This is a genomic window from Xanthomonas sp. LMG 12461, assembly GCF_009192935.1.
GTDB classification, from domain to species: Bacteria; Pseudomonadota; Gammaproteobacteria; order Xanthomonadales; family Xanthomonadaceae; genus Xanthomonas_A; species Xanthomonas_A sontii.
Map to the genome: position 1 here is coordinate 21,883 of NZ_NQYT01000029.1, position 18,629 is coordinate 40,511.

At 69.4% G+C, this 18,629-nt stretch carries 17 protein-coding genes; 9 read left to right on the forward strand and 8 right to left on the reverse strand.

What is annotated here, in order from left to right; genetic code table 11:
- Positions 1-27: 27 nt before the first annotated feature.
- From CEK68_RS08040 to CEK68_RS08050, 3 genes are all read left to right on the forward strand, one after another.
- Entirely contained in the window at positions 28-1,425 is a 1,398-nt protein-coding gene (locus CEK68_RS08040) for a formimidoylglutamate deiminase (protein WP_152239086.1), read from the forward strand.
- 49 nt (positions 1,426-1,474) lie between these two features.
- Positions 1,475-2,206, forward strand: a complete 732-nt coding sequence (hutC, locus tag CEK68_RS08045) for a histidine utilization repressor (RefSeq protein ID WP_026144128.1) — start codon at positions 1,475-1,477, stop codon at positions 2,204-2,206.
- A 274-nt stretch (positions 2,207-2,480) separates the two neighbouring features.
- Positions 2,481-4,469, forward strand: a complete 1,989-nt coding sequence (locus CEK68_RS08050; protein ID WP_152239087.1) for an SDR family oxidoreductase — start codon at positions 2,481-2,483, stop codon at positions 4,467-4,469.
- A 162-nt stretch (positions 4,470-4,631) separates the two neighbouring features.
- Here CEK68_RS08050 and CEK68_RS08055 read toward each other — a convergent pair whose 3' ends face one another.
- The 3 genes from CEK68_RS08055 to CEK68_RS08065 form a co-directional block, all read right to left on the reverse strand.
- Entirely contained in the window at positions 4,632-5,633 is a 1,002-nt protein-coding gene (locus tag CEK68_RS08055; protein ID WP_193314138.1) for a restriction endonuclease, read from the reverse strand.
- Between the two features lie 200 nt (positions 5,634-5,833).
- Positions 5,834-6,484, reverse strand: a complete 651-nt coding sequence (locus tag CEK68_RS08060; protein ID WP_152239089.1) for a phasin family protein — start codon at positions 6,482-6,484, stop codon at positions 5,834-5,836.
- Positions 6,485-6,609: 125 nt separating this feature from the next.
- Positions 6,610-7,875, reverse strand: coding sequence for a patatin-like phospholipase family protein (locus CEK68_RS08065; protein WP_152239090.1), 1,266 nt, complete (start codon positions 7,873-7,875; stop codon positions 6,610-6,612).
- A gap of 87 nt (positions 7,876-7,962) precedes the next feature.
- On the opposite strand from CEK68_RS08065, the gene CEK68_RS08070 reads away from it, so the two are divergent.
- Positions 7,963-8,682 (forward strand): hypothetical protein, encoded by a 720-nt coding sequence (locus CEK68_RS08070; protein WP_152239091.1) that lies wholly within the window; start codon positions 7,963-7,965, stop codon positions 8,680-8,682.
- Positions 8,683-8,903: 221 nt separating this feature from the next.
- Here CEK68_RS08070 and CEK68_RS08075 read toward each other — a convergent pair whose 3' ends face one another.
- The gene (locus CEK68_RS08075; protein ID WP_017907797.1) at positions 8,904-9,179 is read right to left on the reverse strand and encodes a polyhydroxyalkanoic acid system family protein; all 276 of its coding nucleotides are present in this window, start codon (positions 9,177-9,179) and stop codon (positions 8,904-8,906) included.
- A gap of 116 nt (positions 9,180-9,295) precedes the next feature.
- On the opposite strand from CEK68_RS08075, the gene CEK68_RS08080 reads away from it, so the two are divergent.
- The gene (locus CEK68_RS08080) at positions 9,296-10,093 is read left to right on the forward strand and encodes an FHA domain-containing protein (RefSeq protein ID WP_152239092.1); all 798 of its coding nucleotides are present in this window, start codon (positions 9,296-9,298) and stop codon (positions 10,091-10,093) included.
- On the opposite strand, the gene msrQ is transcribed toward CEK68_RS08080, so the two are convergent.
- A complete protein-coding gene (gene msrQ / locus CEK68_RS08085; RefSeq protein WP_150409404.1) occupies positions 10,062-10,691 on the reverse strand; it encodes a protein-methionine-sulfoxide reductase heme-binding subunit MsrQ in 630 nt (209 codons plus the stop codon). The two genes, CEK68_RS08080 and msrQ, sit on opposite strands and share 32 nt — an antisense overlap.
- A 134-nt stretch (positions 10,692-10,825) precedes the next feature.
- Positions 10,826-11,794, reverse strand: coding sequence for a protein-methionine-sulfoxide reductase catalytic subunit MsrP (gene msrP, locus CEK68_RS08090; RefSeq protein WP_152239093.1), 969 nt, complete (start codon positions 11,792-11,794; stop codon positions 10,826-10,828).
- A gap of 154 nt (positions 11,795-11,948) precedes the next feature.
- Between msrP and serC the strand changes: the two genes are divergently transcribed.
- The 3 genes from serC to aroA all read left to right on the forward strand — a co-directional run bounded on the left by serC (position 11,949) and on the right by aroA (position 16,113).
- A complete protein-coding gene (gene serC / locus CEK68_RS08095) occupies positions 11,949-13,034 on the forward strand; it encodes a 3-phosphoserine/phosphohydroxythreonine transaminase (RefSeq protein WP_152239094.1) in 1,086 nt (361 codons plus the stop codon).
- 79 nt (positions 13,035-13,113) lie between these two features.
- Positions 13,114-14,262: a prephenate dehydratase gene (pheA, locus tag CEK68_RS08100; RefSeq protein WP_017910781.1), complete on the forward strand. Its 1,149-nt coding sequence runs from the start codon at positions 13,114-13,116 to the stop codon at positions 14,260-14,262.
- Between the two features lie 537 nt (positions 14,263-14,799).
- Positions 14,800-16,113, forward strand: a complete 1,314-nt coding sequence (gene aroA, locus CEK68_RS08105) for a 3-phosphoshikimate 1-carboxyvinyltransferase (protein ID WP_152239095.1) — start codon at positions 14,800-14,802, stop codon at positions 16,111-16,113.
- A gap of 66 nt (positions 16,114-16,179) precedes the next feature.
- Here the strand turns inward: aroA and CEK68_RS20960 are convergent, their stop codons facing one another.
- On the reverse strand, positions 16,180-16,317 hold the full coding sequence (locus CEK68_RS20960; RefSeq protein ID WP_167521972.1) for a hypothetical protein: 138 nt from the start codon (positions 16,315-16,317) through the stop codon (positions 16,180-16,182).
- A gap of 228 nt (positions 16,318-16,545) precedes the next feature.
- Positions 16,546-17,202: an energy transducer TonB gene (locus tag CEK68_RS08115; protein WP_152239097.1), complete on the reverse strand. Its 657-nt coding sequence runs from the start codon at positions 17,200-17,202 to the stop codon at positions 16,546-16,548.
- Between the two features lie 131 nt (positions 17,203-17,333).
- Here CEK68_RS08115 and serS point away from each other — a divergent pair, with 131 nt between their 5' ends.
- Positions 17,334-18,614, forward strand: coding sequence for a serine--tRNA ligase (gene serS / locus CEK68_RS08120; protein WP_017914468.1), 1,281 nt, complete (start codon positions 17,334-17,336; stop codon positions 18,612-18,614).
- Positions 18,615-18,629: the final 15 nt, after the last annotated feature.

Genomic DNA, 18,629 nt, shown 5'->3' on the forward strand with positions numbered 1-18,629 from the left:
AATATTGTGGTCGATGGAGGGTGTCCAGTGCAGACCCAGGCGCAGCAGCAGGCTGACGGCAACGCGGGATCGGGCGAATTCTGGTGCGCGCACGCGCTGCTGCCGCAGGGCTGGGCGCGCGACGTGCGCATCGGCGTGCGCGGCGGCCGCATCGCCTCGGTGGAGCGCGACGTGGCCGCAGCCCTGGGCGATCAGCGCCTGGACATCGTGGTGCCCGGGCTGGGCAATCTGCACAGCCACGCCTTCCAGCGCGGCATGGCCGGGCTCACCGAGATCGGCGGGCGCAGCGGCGACAGCTTCTGGAGCTGGCGCGAGCTGATGTACCGCTTCCTGCAGCGGCTGAGCCCCGACGATCTGGAGGCCATCGCCGAGCAGGCCTACGTGGAAATGCTCGAGGCCGGCTTCACCCGGGTCGGCGAGTTCCATTACGTGCATCACGCCGCCGACGGCCGGCCCTACGCCGACCGCGCCGAGATGGCGCAGCGCCTGGCTGCCGCGGCACAGACCAGCGGTATCGGCATGACCCTGCTGCCGGTGTTCTACGCGCATGCCGACTTCGGCGGCGCCGCGCCGAACCCGGCGCAGCAGCGCCTGCTGCACGACGTCGACGGGTTCGCCGCACTGCTGGACGGCAGCCGCCGCGCCCTGCAGGGGCTGGACGACGCGGTGCTGGGCCTGGCCCCGCACAGCCTGCGCGCGGTCACCCCGGACGAACTGGCGGCGCTGCTGCCGCTGTGCGACGGCCCAGTGCACATCCATATCGCCGAGCAGACCCTCGAAGTCGACGCCTGCCTGGCCTGGAGCGGGCAGCGCCCGGTGCAATGGCTGCTGGCGCACGCGCCGGTGGATGCGCGCTGGTGCCTGGTGCACGCCACCCACGTCGACGCCGCGGAAGTGCAGGGCATCGCCGCCAGTGGCGCGGTGGTCGGGCTGTGCCCGATCACCGAGGCCAACCTCGGCGACGGCCTGTTCCCGATGCAGGACTTCCTGCGCGCCGGCGGCCGTTTCGGCGTGGGCTCCGACTCCAATGTGCTGATCGATGCGGCCGAGGAACTGCGCCTGCTCGAGTACGGCCAGCGCCTGAGCCTGCGCGGGCGCAACGTGCTCACCGGCGACACCGCGCTGTCCAGCGGCCGCCTGCTGTTTCAGTCCGCCGCACAGGGCGCGGCGCAGGCGCTCGGCGTCGCCCAGGGCCTGTGCGTGGGCGCCCCGGCCGATCTGGTCGAACTGGACGCCACGCATCCGGCCTTGCAGGCGCGCGACGGCGACGCCTGGCTCGACAGCTGGCTGTTCGCCGCGCGCGGCGGCGCGGTGCGTTCGGTCTGGCGCCATGGCCGCGAATTGGTGCGCGAGGGCCGCCACCTGCAGCGCGAGGGCGTCGCCGCCCGCTACGCGCGTGCGCTGACCCGGTTGCTGGACGCATGAGCCGCGACCCGCGCGCGCTGTGCGCTGCCTGCCGCTGCACGAACTGCCGATGACGCCGGCCGCGCCGACGCTGCCGCTCAGCCAGCGCATCCGCCGCGACATCGAGGCGCACATCCGCAGCGGCGCGTGGCCGCCCGGCCATCGCATTCCGTTCGAGCACGAACTGATGGCGCAGTACGGCTGCTCGCGGATGACCGTCAACAAGGTGCTGGCGCTGCTCGCCGACGCCGGCATGATCGAGCGCCGACGCCGCGCAGGTTCGTTCGTGGCGCGGCCGCATCCGCACATGGAGCAGGTGGCGCTGGAGATCCCGGACATCCCGGTCGAGGTCGCCGCGCGTGGCCATGCCTACCGTTTCGAATTGCTGGAGCGGCAGCAGCGCGCGCCGCGCGCGGCGTTGCCGCAGGAGGCCGAGGTCGCCGCGGGCGGCAGCCTGCTGGCGTTGCAATGCCTGCACTACGCCGACGGCCGTCCGTTCGCGCTGGAAGAGCGGGTGATCAATCCGGTGGCGGTGCCGGAGGCCTTGCAGATGGACTTCGCGGTCACCGTGCCCGGCAGTTGGCTGCTGCAGCACGTGCCGTGGACCCGCGCCGAGCACCGCATCAGTGCGGTCGGCGCCAGCGCCGCGCAGGCGGCGCGCCTGCAGGTGCCGGCCGGCACCGCGTGTCTACTGATCGACCGCCGCACCTGGCGCGGCGAGCAGGCGGTGACCTTCGTGCGCCAGGTGTTCCTCGGCGACACCTACGACCTGGTCGCGCGGTTCTCGCCCGGCGCGCGCTGAGCCTGGCGCGCGGCGACTGCAGGCAACTCACGTACGCCGGCGCGACGAAGGTGTCCTTGGAAGGCCGTCGCGGCTGACGCCGCTTTTCCAGAACGCGACACGACGCGCGACGAGCGCAGGTGATGAGGCACACAGTCGCCTCGCCGGTGCGCGATGCTGCGATGCCGCACGTTCGCCATACGCCGGCGTGCGTTTGTCCTGCCCGCCGCACTCTGGCAAGTTAGCGCCGGGGCCGGGCGAGGGGCCGTGGCCGCGGAACGAGGGATGGTTCGGCATGACGTATTTCGTGACAGGCGCCACCGGTTTCATCGGCCGCTACCTGATGGCCAAGCTGATGCGGCGCAAGGGCGTCGTGCATGTGCTGCTGCGCAAGGAGTCGCAGCGCAAGTTCGATGCGCTGGTGCGCGAGCAGGGCTGGGATCCCAAGCGCCTGGTGGTGCTGCACGGCGACGTCGGCGCCGAGTACTGCGGGCTGTCCGCGGCGCAACGCAAGGCGCTGCACGGCAAGGTCAAGCATTTCTTCCACCTGGCTGCGCTGTACGACCTCACCGCCAAGGCCGAGGACCAGCGCATCGCCAACCTCGACGGCACCCGCAATGCGCTGGAACTGGCCGCGCAGATCGGCGCCGGCATCTTCCACCACACCAGTTCGATCGCGGTGGCCGGGCTGTACCCGGGCATCTTCCGCGAAGACATGTTCGAGGAAGCCGAGGGCCTGGACGATCCCTACCTGCGCACCAAGCACGATGCCGAGGCGCTGGTGCGCGCCGAGACCCGGATCAAGTGGCGCATCTACCGCCCGGCGATGGTGGTCGGCGATTCGCGCACCGGCGCCATCGACAAGATCGACGGCCCGTACTACTTCTTCCCGCTGATCAAGAAGCTACGCCAGCTGCTGCCGCCATGGGCGCCGATGCTCGGCATCGAGGGCGGACGGATCAACCTGGTGCCGGTGGACTTCGTCGCCGACGCGATGGACCACATCGCGCACAAGCCCAAGCTCGACGGCCACACCTTCCACCTCACCGACCCCGAGCCGCTGCGCGTGGGCGAGGTGCTCAACGTGTTCTGCCGTGCCGGCCACGCCCCGGAGATGACCCTGCGGGTGGACGCGCGCATGTTCGCGTTCGTGCCCTCCAGCATCCGCGCCGCGGTCGGCAGCCTGCCGCCGATCCGCCGCTTCACCGGCATGCTGTTGCGCGACTTCCGCATCCCGCGCGAAGTGCTGAAGTTCATCACCTATCCCACGCGCTTCGACAGCCGCGAGACCGAGCGCGCGCTCAAGGGCAGCGGCATCGCCGTGCCGCGGCTGGAAGACTACGCCTGGCGCCTGTGGGACCACTGGGAACGGCACCTGGACCCGGACCTGTTCGTCGACCGTTCGCTCAAGGGCAAGGTCCGCGGCAAGGTGGTGCTGATCACCGGCGGTTCCTCGGGCATCGGCCTGGCCACCGCGCAGCGCGTTGCCGAGGCCGGCGCCATCACCGTTATCGTGGCCCGCGGCGAACAGGAACTGCATGCCGCACGCGATGCGATGAACGCAAACGGCGGCAAGGTCTTCGCCTACACCGCCGACCTGTCGGACCTGGCCGACTGCGACCGCCTGCTCAAGACCGTGCTGGACGCGCATGGCCATGTCGATGTGCTGATCAACAATGCCGGCCGCTCGATCCGCCGCTCGATCGAACTCAGCTACGACCGCTTCCACGATTTCGAGCGGACCATGCAGCTGAACTACTTCGGCAGCCTGCGCCTGATCATGGGCGTGCTGCCGGGCATGACCGCGCGGCGCAAGGGCCACATCATCAACGTCAGCTCGATCGGCGTGCTGGCCAACTCGCCGCGCTTCTCCGCCTACGTCGCCTCCAAGGCGGCGCTGGATGCCTGGAGTCGCTGCGCGCAGGGCGAGTTGTCGGGCAAGGGCATCAGCTTCACCACGGTCAACATGCCGCTGGTGAAGACCCCGATGATCGCCCCGACCAAGATGTACGACAGCGTGCCGACGCTGAGCGTGGACGAGGCCGCCGACCTGATGGTCAAGGCGATCATCGAACGCCCCAGCCGCGTGGCCACGCGTCTGGGCATCTTCGCCGCCCTGGTCAACGCCGTGGCGCCGAAGGCCTACGAGGTGGTGATGAACACCGCCTTCGAACTGTTCCCCGACTCGGCCGCGGCCAAGGGCGACCGCAAGGCGCTACGCGAGACCAAGCCCAGCCAGGAGCAGATCGCGTTTGCGGCGCTGATGCGGGGGGTGCATTGGTAGGAGCTGGGAATCGGGAATTGAGAATCGGGAATTGCAAAAGCGCTGGCTGCACGCAGGGCCGCTACTGTGCTATTCGGGCAGGAAAGTCGCTCGTGCATGCTCGTCGCGTGCCGATAGCCCGCTCTACCGATTCCCGATTCCCGATTCCCCAATCCCGGCTTATCAAAACGTCCTGCATTGCCGCCACCGCACCGGTTCCTCGTGGCCCGGGCGCGGGTTGAGCTGGATGCGGACGGTGCGCAGGGACGGGTAGCGCTCCACTTCGCGGCAGATGCGCGGCCACACCTGGGCGTCGTCGCCGCTGCGGTCGACCACCAGGGTCATCTGCGTCTGCCAGATGCCGCGGATCACGCCTGGGGTGCCGGCCAGGGCCTTGGAGAGTTCCTGGCGGTTGCGTTGTTCGGTGGCGGGATCGGGGTCGGCCAGGTCGCCGGCATCGTCCAGCGCCGGTTGGGGCGCGGCAGCGGTGGTGCTCGTTGGTGTGGTTGCGGCCGGCGTAGGCGCGGCTGCGGCAGCGGGCGTAGGCGATGACGCCGTTGCGGTCACGGCTGCCGGAGGCTCTGCGGGCTGCTGCAATGCCAACGCACCGACGCCGGTCACCACGCCCAGGGCGAGCGAGGCCAGGCCGGCGATGGCAATGTGGCGCTGCGCGCGGCGGCGGCTGGCGCCGATCACCCCGTCTTCCAGTTCGCTGGGCAGGTAGGGCTTGAGCATCGGCCAGATGCGCGGGCCGTCGAGGATTTCCACCGCCTGCTTCTCGGCCGCGGCGATGCCGTCGCGCTGCACCTTGCCCTCGGTGATCAGGATGCCGCCCTGCGCGCCCATCAGCCGTGCCGCCGCGCCCAGTTCGTTGACCGCGGCCGAGCCGATCCGGTAGGCCCGGCCGTGCTTGCACGACAGCAGCCAGCGCGCGTCGCCGCGGGTCATCACGAAGTCGCTTTGCGGTTCCTGGCTCGTGTGCTCGTCGACGGTGGCGTCCTGCAGGTCACGCTGTTCGCGCATCGCGCGCCGCACCATGTAGGAGAAATCGCGCCAGTGCAGGCCGGCCAGCGCGTGCAGTCCGGCGCTAGCCTCATTCTCGCGGCGCCGTACCAGCCACAGGTAGAGGCTGGCCGCCAGCCATGCCGCGACTGCCAAGATCGCTGCCGCTATCCAGGAAAACATGCTCGCACCCGCACACGCGCCGTAAGGAAGTCAGTGTATCGCCAGCGTGTCACGGCGCCGGCAAGGCGACAGCGGTGGACGGCGGACAAAAAAGACCCGCCAGTCCGAAGCCGAGAGGGGAGGGGAGCAAACGGTCTTCTGATGGACTGGCGGGTCCGTTTCGATTGTCTGGAAAAACGTGCTGCTTTGCAACAATCCGGTTACTCGGCCGTGGTCGGCGTCTCGCTGCGCTTGCGGCTGGCGCGCTTGGGCGCGGCCGCGCGCTTGGCTGGCGCGACCTTGGCGACCACCGGGCCGGCAGGTCGGCGCGCCGGTGCCGCGCGCTTGGCGGCGCCGGCGGGCGACGCCGTGGTCTTCCTGGCGGCCTTCTTCGCCGCCGGCGCCTTGCCCGCCGCCTGCGTGGCACGGCCACCGCGCAGATGGCGCAGTTCGCCATTGAGCGCGTCCACGCGCTCGATCAGCGCACCCAGGTCCTCGCGGCTGGGGACTTCCAGGCGGCGCAGCGCGCGCTGCACGCGGTCCTCGAACACCTTTTCCAGGCGGTCCCAGGTGTCGGCGGCGCGCTCGCGGGCCTGGCCGACCCGGTTCTCCACCGCATCGCGCACCGCATCGACCCCGCCGCCGGCCAGCTTGCGGGTGCTCTGCTCCAGGCTCAGGCCTTCCTTTACGAGGGTCTCGAACAGCTTGCCGCCCTCGGCCTGCGCACGGCCGAACGCGCCAACCCCGGCCAGCCAGACCTGCTGCGCCGATTCGCCCAGGCGCTTGGACAGCTTTTCCGCCTGCGCCTGCAGGGTGTCGTCGGCAGCGGCGGTGCTGCGCTTCTTGCGGGCGGACTTCTTCAGAGTGGCCATGACGGTGCGGTTCCTTCGGCGGGTGAGTGGCGGGGTTCGAGACTCGGGACTGTGACTAGAGTAATCACACCAGCGCGCGCAGGACGTGCGCGGGGAGCGATGGCGACGTCGGCCGGCGCTGCACGCTACGCCTCCGGCGAACGGCGGGTGCGGCGCTTGGCGCGGCGGTTGGCGATGACCTGGTCGACGTCGTCCAGCGCACGCCGCAGGCGCGCGGTGGTCTCGGTCATGCGCCGCGGCTGCACGTCCACGCCGTCGAGGAAGGTGCGCTTGCGGTCGTTGAGGATATCGTGGCGCAGCGCGATGCCGTGTGCGGCCAGCATCGGCTCCAGCGTCTGCGCGTTGCGGCGCAGGTCCGACAGGGTATTGCGGTAGGCGAGCTGGCACACGCGATGGGGCGCGGCGTAGCTGAAGAGATTGGTGAAGAACAGCTCGCCGTTGTCGGCGTTGGGCTCGAAGACCAACTGATCCACCTGCGGGTACTGTCGCGCGTACTTCTCCAGCCCCACCTGCATGCGCGATTGCAGCAGGGTGCGGAAGGTCTGCGACAGCACCGCCGGCAGGCCGCCGGCGAGCAGCCGCGCGCGGTCGATGTGGCCATTGCGGCGCGGCGCGTGGGTGGCGTCGTAGGGCACCAGCGGGTTGATCCCGATCATCAGGTCGATGCCGCGCTCCAGCAAGGTGGAGGCATGCATGGTGCGGCGCAGCGCGCCGTCCACGTAATGGTGGCCGTCGATCTGCACCGGCGGGTACAGCCCCGGCAGCGCCGCGCTGGCCTGGATCGCCAGCGAGATCGGCACGTGGTCCATGCCCGGCTCGCCGAAGCGCACCGCACGGCCGCTGTCCAGGTCCACCGCGACCACGAACAGATTGGCGTCGAGGTCGCGGAAATCGTTGCTGCGGCCGCGGCGGCTGAACACGTCCTGCAGGAAACGCTCGACCCCGGCGTTGTCGAACAGGCCGCTGGGCACCAGTCCGCCGAAGCGGGTGATCAGGTCCGACCAGCGGGTCTTGCGCGGTTCGGTGAGCAGGTCGTGCCACCAGCCGTAGGCCAGCCCCGGCAGGGTCGCGGCACGGCGCAGATACTCGTAGACGTTGGGCCGCAGGAAGTCTTCCGGGCGGAACCGCGCATCGTCGCTGTTGCCGGTGACGAAGATCCGGCAGATCTCGGCGCTGCTGATGCGGTTGGCCAGACCGGCGGTCAGGAAGGCGCCGGAGCTTACCCCGACGTAGCAATCCAGGCGGGTCAGGTCCAGTCCGTCCAGCGCCTCGTCCAGGGCACGCAGCGCACCGAGGCCGTACATGCCGCCGATCGGGCCGCCGCCGGCGATGGCCAGGCCGATGCGGCCGTTGGAATGGGGACGGGGCGAGGCGCTGTGGAGGGAAAGCATGCGCGGTCCGCAGGAGGCAGTGGCGCGAGTGTAGCCGAGCGCCGTGACGCTTGCGGTCGTGCCGGGCTGCGACCATCATCGGCGCCCATGGCGCGCAGCACTCCCGTCCTGGAACGACTCGGCCGCCGCCTGGCGTGGCACCAGGCGCTGCACGACCCCGCGCGCGAACCGCGCAATGCGCTGCGCTGGCTGCAGGAACTGCGGCGCTGGCAATCGGAGCGGCTGGAGCACAGCTTCGAGCATTTCCTGGAGGATCCGCAGCGGCGTCCGGCGGCGATGTTCTTTCTCACCGACGTCTATGGCGACCGCGACTTCAGCCGTCGCGACGCCGACATCGTCAAGGTGTTGCCGATGATGCAGCGGCTGATGCCGGCGTCGTTGCTGGACACGGTCGCCGACGGCATCGAGCTGGGTGCGCTGACCCACGCTCTGGACCTGCGCATGGCCGAGGCGCTGCAGGCCCTGGCGCCGCGGCGCAAGCGCCTGGACGAAGCGTTGTATGCCGAAGCCTATCGGCAGACCGGGCTACCCCGGCTGCGCCAGCGCCAGATCGACCTGATCGCCCGCGTCGGCCTGGGCCTGGCCAAGGCGGTGCACACACCCGGCGTGCGCATGCTGCTGCGCTTCGCCCGCGGCCCGGCCAAGGCAGCGGGGTTGTCGGAACTGCAGGGATTCCTGGAGCGGGGTTTCGACGCGTTCTCCAAGCTGGGCGATGCCGAGGGGTTCATCGGCGATATCGAGACCACCGAGCGCGCCGTGTCGGAACGATTGTTCGCGGGCGATCCGGATCCGTTTGCGTTGGAGTGAGTGAGCGGCCGGACCCTCACCCCAACCCCTCTCCCGACGGGAGAGGGGCTTTGGCTGCTCCCTTCTCCCGCCGGGACCATGGCCCCCTTTTGCGGGGGAAGGTGCCCCGAAGGGGCGGATGAGGGTACGTGCGAAGCCTCGTGCAGCTTGATTGCGTCGGCGCTTGATGCCGCACCCTCACCCCAACCCCTCTCCCGAGGGGAGAGGGGCTCAATTCCTGATCAGCCCAGCTTTTCCGCCAGCACGCGACGAATCTCGCTTTCCACCGTGCCCTTCATCGCCGACAGCAGGAAGCCCAGTTCGGCAGTCACGTGCACCTGCTTGGGCAGCAGTTCGATGCGTCCGTCCACGCCCGAGCGCGAGAACAGCAGGGAATCGCCATCCCAGTGCGATTCCAGGTCGAAGCGCTCGGACAGTTTCTTGGCGGCGGTTTCGATGGCCTTGCGCGCCTGCGCGGGGGTCTTGTCGTGGTCGTGGCGGATGTCGATGCTGGACATGCTGGCTCCTGTGCGGGCGGGTGCCCGCGTGAACGATCAGGCATTGTGCGTATGCGCGGTGCATTGTCCAGCACGCGCGCTTCTGCGCGCGCAGGCAACCTGCTAGGCTGCCCGCCGTGCACGATCTGCTAGTCCATTTCAGCAACCGCCAACATCCCGACCGGCCCCTGCGCGCGGGCGTGCATCGCATCGTGCGGCTGGCCACCGGCCAGGTCAGCGTGGTCGACGACACTCAGGGCGCGTTGCTGCTGGCGCAGTTCTGCCTGGACCGGCGCGGCCTGTGGCTGCAGGTCGCCAACGGCAGCCGCGGCATCCACGTCAACGGCCGCCCGGTGCGGCGCATGGCCTTGCTGCGCGCCGGCGACGCGGTCTACGCCGATGGCGTCGAAATGGTGGTGCAGGGCAAGTGCGAGCCGCTGCAGCGCCTGCCTGAGGTCAGCGAGGCCGAGCACGACGATCCGCGCCTGGTGCTGCGCGGCGTCGGCGGTCCGCACCATGGCCGCAGTTTCACCGTGGACCGGGTGCGCAGCATCGGCCGTCTGCGCGAGTGCGACATCCGCATCGACGATCCGGCCTGCGCCGAGCAGCACGCGCGCCTGGAACGGCATGGCGAGCGGGTGCTGCTGCGCGGCTTCGGTGAGGCGCAGACCCAGGTCAATGGCGTCGCCGTGCGCAGCTGCTGGCTGCAGCCCGGCGACCAGGTGGTATTCGATGCCCAGCACCGCTTCGTGCTGGAAGTCCCGCAGGTCGTCGGTGCCGAGCCGCTGCGCGACGACCCGGCCTTGGCTGCGTTGGCGCTGACCCCGGCGGTGGCGCCACGTCCGGCCACCGCGCGGCGCTGGCCGTGGCTGTTGCTCAGTGCCTTGCTGCTGGCCGCCGCGCTCAGCGGGCTGCTGTGGTTCGGCGCGCGCTGAGCGCCCGCCAGCCGCGCCAGCCCAGCAGCACCGCCAGGATCGCCGCGTACAGCAGCGGTTCGCGGATGTCCGATTTCACCAGCCACCAGAAGTGCAGCACGGCGAGTACGCCGATCGCATAGATCGCCTTGTGCAACTTGCCCCAGTTGCGCTTGAGCCGGCGCATCCAGCCCTGGGTGGAGGTGATCGCCAACGGCACCAGCAGCAACCAGGCCAGGAAGCCGACGGTGATGTACGGGCGTTTGACGATCTCCTCGAAGATCTGCGTCCAATAGCCGCGCAGGTCCAACCCCAGATAGGCCGCCAGATGTACGGTCGCGTAGAAGAACGCGTACAGCCCGAGCATGCGCCGGAAGCGCAACAGCACCGATTGCCCGGTCAGTTGCCGCAGCGGGGTGATCGCCAGGGTCAACAGCAGCAGCCGCAGCGCCCACAACCCGGTGCGGTGCTCGACCTCGGCCACCGGATCGGCACCGAGCGCATCGCTGCCGGTCTGCCACACCTGCCAGAACTGCCAGCCCAGGTACGCCATCGGCGCCAGCGCCAGCGCGTGCACCACCGCCTTGGCGGCGATCAACGAAGCGGAGGTCTTAGCCATGCGCCGTCATCGCGCCGTGTCGGCACAGGTGCCACGCGGCACGCCGACTGCGACTCCAGCCGTCGCGCGAGGCAACCACCAGGCGCCGCGCTTTTCCCATTCCCGATTCCCAGTTCCCCATTCCCATCCTCTCCTCAATACCATTTCTTCAGATCCATCCCCGCATACAGCGACGCCACCTGATCGGCATAGCCGTTGAACGGGCGGGTGGGAATGCGCTCGGCGAACAGCTTGCTGGCGTTGCCGGCGATACGGCGCTCGGTCTTCTGGCTCCAGCGCGGATGGTCCACCGCCGGATTGACGTTGGAGAAGAACCCGTACTCGGAGGGTTGCAGCTCGTGCCAGGCGGTTTCCGGCATGCGCTCGACGAAGCGGATCTCGACGATCGACTTGATGCTCTTGAAGCCGTACTTCCACGGCACCACCAGCCGCAGCGGCGCGCCGTTCTGCTGCGGCAGCGGCTTGCCGTACAGGCCGGTGGCCAGCAGGGTCAGCGGGTGCATGGCCTCGTCGATGCGCAGGCCTTCCTTGTATGGCCAGTCGATCGAGCTGTAGCGGATGCCGGGCATCTGCTTGGGATCGGCCAGGGTGGTGAAGGCGACATACTTGGCCTTGGAGGTCGGCGCGAAGCGCTTGAGCACGTCGCCCAGCGGCACGCCCAGCCACGGGATCACCATCGACCAGCCTTCCACGCAGCGCAGCCGGTAGACGCGCTCCTCGGGCGTATGGCCCTTGAGCAGGTCGTCCAGGGACAGCGTGCCGGGCTTCTCGCATTCGCCGGACACCTTCACCGACCATGGCGAGGTGCGCAAGGTCTTGGCCGCCTTCGACGGATCGGTCTTGTCGGTGCCGAATTCGTAGAAGTTGTTGTAGCTGGTCACGTCCTCGTAGCGGGTCAGCTCCTCGTTGGTGCGGAACCCGCTGCGCGCCTGCTCCGGCGTCACCACGGTCTTGGGTGGGGCCGGCGGCTCGGCGTCGGCGCAGCCGACCAGGCCAGCCACCGGGGTCAGCGCCAGGGCCTGCAGCAGGCGCCGCCGGTCGCGGTAGACCGCCTCGTCGGTGATCTCGCGGCTGGGAACGGTGAGGGCATCGCGCAACGACATGGCGGACTCCTGGAGCGAAGGGGGCGAGCAGTGGCGGGGACTTCACCACAGACTACGCATGCGCAGGGCGAATGGATGCAAATGCAACCTAAATTGCCCGGGCCGCAAGCTGTTGCGCTGCGGCATACTAGGGGTTCTGTCCGATAGGTGCCCCATGACGCGCGCGTTCAATTTCAGTGCCGGCCCCGCTGCCTTGCCGGAATCGGTCCTGCGCCAGGCGCAGGCGGAGATGTTGGAGTGGAATGGCGTGGGCGCCTCGATCGTGGAGCTGAGCCACCGCGGCGCCGAGTTCATGGAGGTGGCGGCACAGGCCGACGCCGACCTGCGCCGGCTGATCGGCATTCCCGACGACTATGCCGTGCTGTTCCTGGCCGGTGGCGCCACCACCCAGCAGGCGCTGCTGGCGCTGAACTTCGCCGCGCCCGGGCAGACCGTGGACTACGTGGTGACTGGGCATTGGGGCAAGACCGCGATCAAGCAGGTCGGGCCGTACGTCGACGTGCACGTGGCCGCCAGCAGCGAGGCCGAGGGCTTTCGCGACATCCCGCCTCGCGCCGCCTGGCAGTTGCGCGACGATGCCGCCTACGTGCACATCACCGCCAACGAGACCATCCACGGCGTGGAGTTCCGCGACACGCCCGACGTCGGCGACGTGCCGCTGTTCGCCGACTTCAGCTCCAGCATCGCCTCCGAGCCGATCGACGTGTCCAGGTACGCGCTGATCTACGCCGGTGCGCAGAAGAACCTCGGCCCGGTCGGCGTCACCGTGGTGATCATCCGCCGCGACCTGCTCGAACGCACCGGCCAGCCACGCGCGGACATCTTCGACTACCGCTCGCACGTGGCGCGCGACTCCATGCTCAACACCCCGCCGACCTGGAACTGGTATCTGGCCGGGCTGGTGTTCAAGTGGATGCTGGCCGAGGGCGGCGTGGAGGCGTTCGCCGCGCGCAACCAAGCCAAGTCGGCGCTGGTGTACGCGGCGATCGATGCCTCCGGTGGCTTCTATCGCAACGAGGTCGCGGCGGCGGTGCGCTCGCGGATGAACATCCCGTTCTTCCTGCCGGACGAAACCCTCACCGCGCGCTTCGTCGCCGAGTCCAAGGCGGCCGGCCTGCTGGCGCTGAAGGGCCACAAGGCGGTCGGCGGCATCCGCGCGTCGCTGTACAACGCCATGCCCCTGGCTGGCGCGCAGGCGCTGGTCGCGTTCATGCACGACTTCCAGCAGCGCCACGGCTGAGTCGCCGATTTTTGTAGGAGCGGCTTCAGCCGCGACCGGATCGCGCCGGCGATCCGGACCACCGAGGAACCCCCGATCCATGGCCGCAAAGCCGAAGAAATCTCCCGCCGCCGACGCCAAGCCGGCCAAGCCTGCGAAACCCGCCGCCACGCCGGCCCTGGCCGACGTGCGCGCCAAGATCGACGAGATCGACCGCACCATCCAGGCGCTGATCGCCGAGCGCGCGCAGTTCGCGCACCAGGTCGGCAAGGCCAAGGGCAAGCTTGCCGCGGCGGTGGACTACTACCGGCCCGAGCGCGAGGCGCAGGTGCTGCGCATGGTGGTGGACCGCAACCAGGGCCCGCTCAGCGACGAAGTGCTGGTGCACGTGTTCCGCGAGATCATGTCCGCGTGCCTGGCGCAGCAGGAGCCGCTGAAGATCGGCTACCTGGGGCCGGAGGGCACCTTCAGCCAGCAGGCGGTGCTCAAGCACTTCGGTCGCTCGGCGGTGGGCCTGCCGATGGCCACCATCGAGGAAGTGTTCCAGGAAGTGGAAAGCGGCAACGCCGACTTCGGCGTGGTGCCGGTGGAGAACTCGGGGCAGGGCACGATCCAGGTCACCCTGGACATGTTCCTCACGTCCAACCTGAAGATCTGCGGCGAAACCGAGCTGCGCGTGCACCAGTTCCTGCTCTCGCGCAGCGGGCGGCTGGACGCGATCGAGCGGATCTACGCGCATCCGCAGTCGTTCGCGCAGACCGCCGGCTGGTTGCGCGCGAACCTGCCCAAGGTGGAGAAGATTCCGGTCTCCAGCAACGCCGAGGGCGCGCGTCGGGCGCGCAATGCCGACGATGCGGCGGCGATCGGCGGGGAGAGCGCGGCGCATGTGTATGCGCTGAAGAAGGTGATCATGAAGTCGATCGAGGACGACGCGGACAACACCACGCGCTTCCTGGTGATCGGGCGGCAGATCTTCCCGCCGTCGGGGCACGATCGCACGTCGGTGCTGGTGTTCATCCACGACAAGCCGGGTGCGTTGTTCGATGTGCTCAGTCCGTTCGCGCGGCATGGGATCAGCATGAATCGGATCGAGTCGCGGCCGTCGCATCAGGCGAAGTGGGAGTACGGGTTCTTCATCGATCTGGCGGGGCATGTGGAGGATGAGGCGATGAAGTTGGCGTTGGCGGAGTTGAAGGCGCATTCGGCGCAGATCAAGGTGTTGGGGTCGTATCCGGTGGCGGTGCCTTGATCGAGCCGTCCTTTCGTCGCGGCGCGACGGCCAAAACCAAAGGCCATTTGATTAACAGTCAAGTGCTCTAACGTTGTTGGCTGGAGAAAAGCGGGAAGGCAACAGCAGAAGCAACAGCAACAGCTTTCGCGCTGAAGCGCGAGTCACTTTTCTTTGCTTGTGCAAAGAAAAGTAACCAAAAGAAACACACCCCCGGGCGGGCTGCCCCGTGCTGCGCGCGGGGTCCGCGGACACGACGGGAATTTTCGGAAGGCACATCCATGTGCCTGCCGAAAACGACGCGCATCCTGCGCGTCGCCCCTCACGGGGTTTTACCCGCCGTGTCCGCCAGCCCTCACGGGGGATTGAGAGCAACAGCGAAAGCAAGAACAACGGCAACAGCAAGAACAACGGCAACAGCAGGAACAACAGCAACGGCACCGGCAACGGCGGTGGCTGACTTGGTGTAGGCGTCGTGGCAGCAGCGCAAGCGCGCTGTAGCGGCGCCGATGTCGCCGGGTGATGGTGGATCTTCGGGTGGTTGGACTTTCAGGAACGATGATGAGCAACGAGCAAGGCTGGATCGCAACGCGCGGCACTGCGCTGCAGGGTACGCTGACGGTGCCGGGGGACAAGTCGGTGTCGCACCGGGCGGTGATGTTCGCGGCGTTGGCCGATGGCACGTCGCGGATCGAGGGGTTTCTCGAGGGCGAGGACACGCGTTCGACGGCGGCGATCTTCGCGCGGCTCGGGGTACGGATCGAGACGCCGTCACCGTCACAGCGCATCGTGCATGGGGTGGGCGTGGATGGGTTGCAGGCGCCGCAGGGCGAGCTGGATTGCGGGAACGCCGGCACCGGCATGCGTCTGCTCGCCGGGCTGCTCGCGGCGCAGCCGTTCGACAGCGTGCTGGTCGGCGATGCGTCGCTGTCCAAGCGGCCGATGCGCCGGGTCACCGAGCCGCTGGCGCTGATGGGCGCGCGCATCGACACCGAGGCCAATGGCGTGCCGCCGCTGCGCATCCATGGCGGCCAGCCGCTGCGCGGCATCGACTTCGTCTCGCCGGTGGCCAGCGCCCAGGTCAAGTCAGCGGTGCTGCTGGCCGGTCTGTATGCCGATGGTGTCACCACGGTGCAGGAGCCGCATCCCACCCGCGACTACACCGAGCGCATGCTGTCCGCGTTCGGCGTGGACATCGAGTTCGCGCCCGGCCAGGCGCGGCTGCGCGGCGGCCAGCGTCTGCGCGCCACCGATATCGCGGTGCCGGCGGACTTCTCCTCGGCGGCGTTCTTCATCGTCGCCGCCAGCATCATTCCCGGCTCGGACATCACCCTGAAGGCGGTCGGGCTCAATCCGCGCCGAACGGGTCTGCTGGCCGCGCTGCGCTTGATGGGCGCGGACATCGTCGAGCACAACCACAGCGAGCACGGCGGCGAGCCGGTGGCCGATCTGCGCGTGCGCTATGCGGCGCTGCGCGGTGCGCGGATTCCGGAGGACGTGGTGCCGGACATGATCGACGAATTCCCGGCATTGTTCGTCGCCGCGGCCGCCGCCGACGGCCAGACCGTGGTCAGCGGCGCGGCGGAGCTGCGGGTCAAGGAGTCGGACCGCCTGGCGGCGATGGCCACCGGGCTGCGCAGCCTCGGCATCGTCGTCGATGAGACCCCGGACGGCGCCACCATCCACGGCGGCACGCTGGGTGCCGGGACCATCGAGAGCCACGGCGACCATCGCATCGCCATGGCCTTCGCCATCGCCGGGCAACTGGCGCAAGGCGAGGTGCGGATCCAGGATGTGGCGAACGTGGCGACGTCGTTCCCGGGTTTCGACACGCTGGCGCGCGGCGCCGGCTTCGCGTTGCGCGCCGCCTGATCGCCTGCGCAACACCGGCCGCGTGCAAGCGCGGCCGGGGGAAGAGGCAAGTCTGGTTTCGGAACGTCAGTGCGTCGGCTGCGGACGCGGCGGATCGTTGGCGGGTGTCGATGGTGTCGACTGGGTAGCGCGGTAGCCGCTGCCGTCGTCGTCGCGGTCCACCGCCAGCCACCAGCCGGCCACCGCCAGAGCCAGTGCAATCACGATCATCCAGGCCCAGGGCGACCCGCGATCGGCCCGCGCATGCGTTTCCCCGCGCGCAGACGACGGGCGGGCGGGGCGCTTCCACGCGTCCAGCGGCTGTGTCGACTTGTACGGGGTGGGCATGGCGGCAACTCCGGTGCCGTGGGACGGATCCAGTGTCACCCAGGTCCCGCCTCAGGGGTGTCACCCCCATGTGAACGCCGCCCGCGCGTCCGGGCGGCGGTTCAGTTACGGACCCGGCTTGAAGTCGAACGGAATCTCGATGCTGGCCGGCACTGCACGGCCGTTCTGCTGCGCCGGGCGGAATTTCCAGCGGCGCACGGTTTCCATCGCCGCGCGGTCCAGATCGCGCGAGCCGCTGCGCCGGAGCAGGGCCACGCCGGCGGGCGCACCGCTGGCATCGACCTCGACCCGCACCACCACCGTGCCGGCATCGCCACGGCGCAGCGCCGCCGGGGGATAGCGCGGCGGCGGGGTCTGCCCTTCCAGCGGTACCGGGCGGTTGCCCGGTGCCAGCGCGGTGGCCGTATTGCCGGCGGCATCGGGACCGGCGGCCGGTGCCGGCGCTTCCGTGGTCGGCGGCGGCGCCGGTGCGGTCTCCACCAGCTTCGGCGCGTCGCCGGCGGGCGTGGGCTTGGCCTGCGGCATGCTGCTGGCGGCGCTGCCGGCGGGCAGCGGCTCGGGCAGCGGCTTCACCTGTTCGGTGTCCTGCTGCACCTGCTGCGCCGGCTGCGGCTTGTAGAAATCGTTGTCCTTGCGTCCGACCAGCCACACCACCAGGAACAGCAGCAGGCCGGCGGCGAAGGCGATGCCGACGATCGCGAGCAGGCGCCGCGGCAGATGCAGCACGATGCCGGACTTGGAGGACGAGGGCGACGTGGACATGGGACTCACCGTAGGGAACCGTTCGATTCTGGCATAGCCGCAGTGAATCGCGCGCCGCGGCGGACGCGAGTCGGCAAAACCGCGACGGACAGGCGATAATCCCGGGTTCGTTCCCCTGGCACCCCGCGCCCATGCTCGATCCCGCTCTGCTTCGCCAACAGCCCGCCGACCTCGCCGAGCGCCTGCGCACCAGTCGCGGCTATGCGCTGGACGTGGCCGCCCTGGAGGCCCTGGAGGCCGACCGCAAGCGCATCCAGGTGCGGACCCAGGAACTGCAGAGCCTGCGCAACAGCCGTTCCAAGGCGATCGGCCAGGCCAAAGCCAAGGGCGAGGACGCGAGTGCGCTGATGGCCGAAGTGGCCGGCTTCGGCGACGAACTGAAGGCCTCCGAGCAGCGTCTGGACGAGATCCGCGCGCAGCTGGAGACGCTGGCGCTGGAGATTCCCAACCTGCCGCAGGCCGACGTGCCGGTGGGCAAGGACGAAGCCGACAACGTCGAACTGCAGCGCTGGGGCAGCCCGCGCAGCTTCGATTTCGAGGTCAAGGACCACGTCGAACTCGGCGCGCGCCACGGTTGGCTGGACGGCGAGGCGGCGGCCAAGCTGTCGGGCGCGCGCTTCACCGTGCTGCGTGGGCCGATCGCGCGTCTGCACCGCGCCCTGGCGCAGTTCATGCTGGACCTGCACACCGGCCCGCACGCCTACCAGGAAACCAACGTGCCGGTGATCGTCAACGCCGACAGCCTGTACGGCACCGGCCAGTTGCCGAAGTTCGAGGAAGACATGTTCGCCACCGCGCTGGGCGAACAGAAGCGCTACCTGATCTCCACCTCGGAAATCTCGCTGACCAACCTGGTGCGCGACGAGATCGTCGAGGCCGAGCGCCTGCCGTTGCGCATGACCGCGCACTCGCTGTGCTTCCGCTCCGAGGCCGGCAGCGGCGGCCGCGACACCCGCGGCATGATCCGCCAGCACCAGTTCGAGAAGGTGGAACTGGTCAGCGTGTGCCGCCCGGAAGACAGCGCCGCCGAACACGAGCGCATGACCCGTTGCGCCGAAGTGGTGCTGGAGACGCTGGGCCTGCCGTACCGCAAGATGCTGCTGTGCACCGGCGACATGGGCTTCTCGGCCAGCAAGACCTACGACCTGGAAGTCTGGCTGCCGTCGCAGCAGACCTATCGCGAGATCTCCTCCTGCTCCAACTGCGGCGACTTCCAGGCGCGGCGCATGCAGGCGCGCTGGCGCAACCCCGCTACCGGCAAGCCCGAGCTGCTGCACACGCTCAACGGCTCCGGTACCGCGGTCGGCCGCGCCATGATCGCGGTGATGGAGAACTACCAGAACGCCGACGGCTCGATCACCGTGCCCGACGCGCTGCGCCCGTACATGGGCGGGGCCGAGCGGATCGGCTGATCGCTCGGGCCCGGG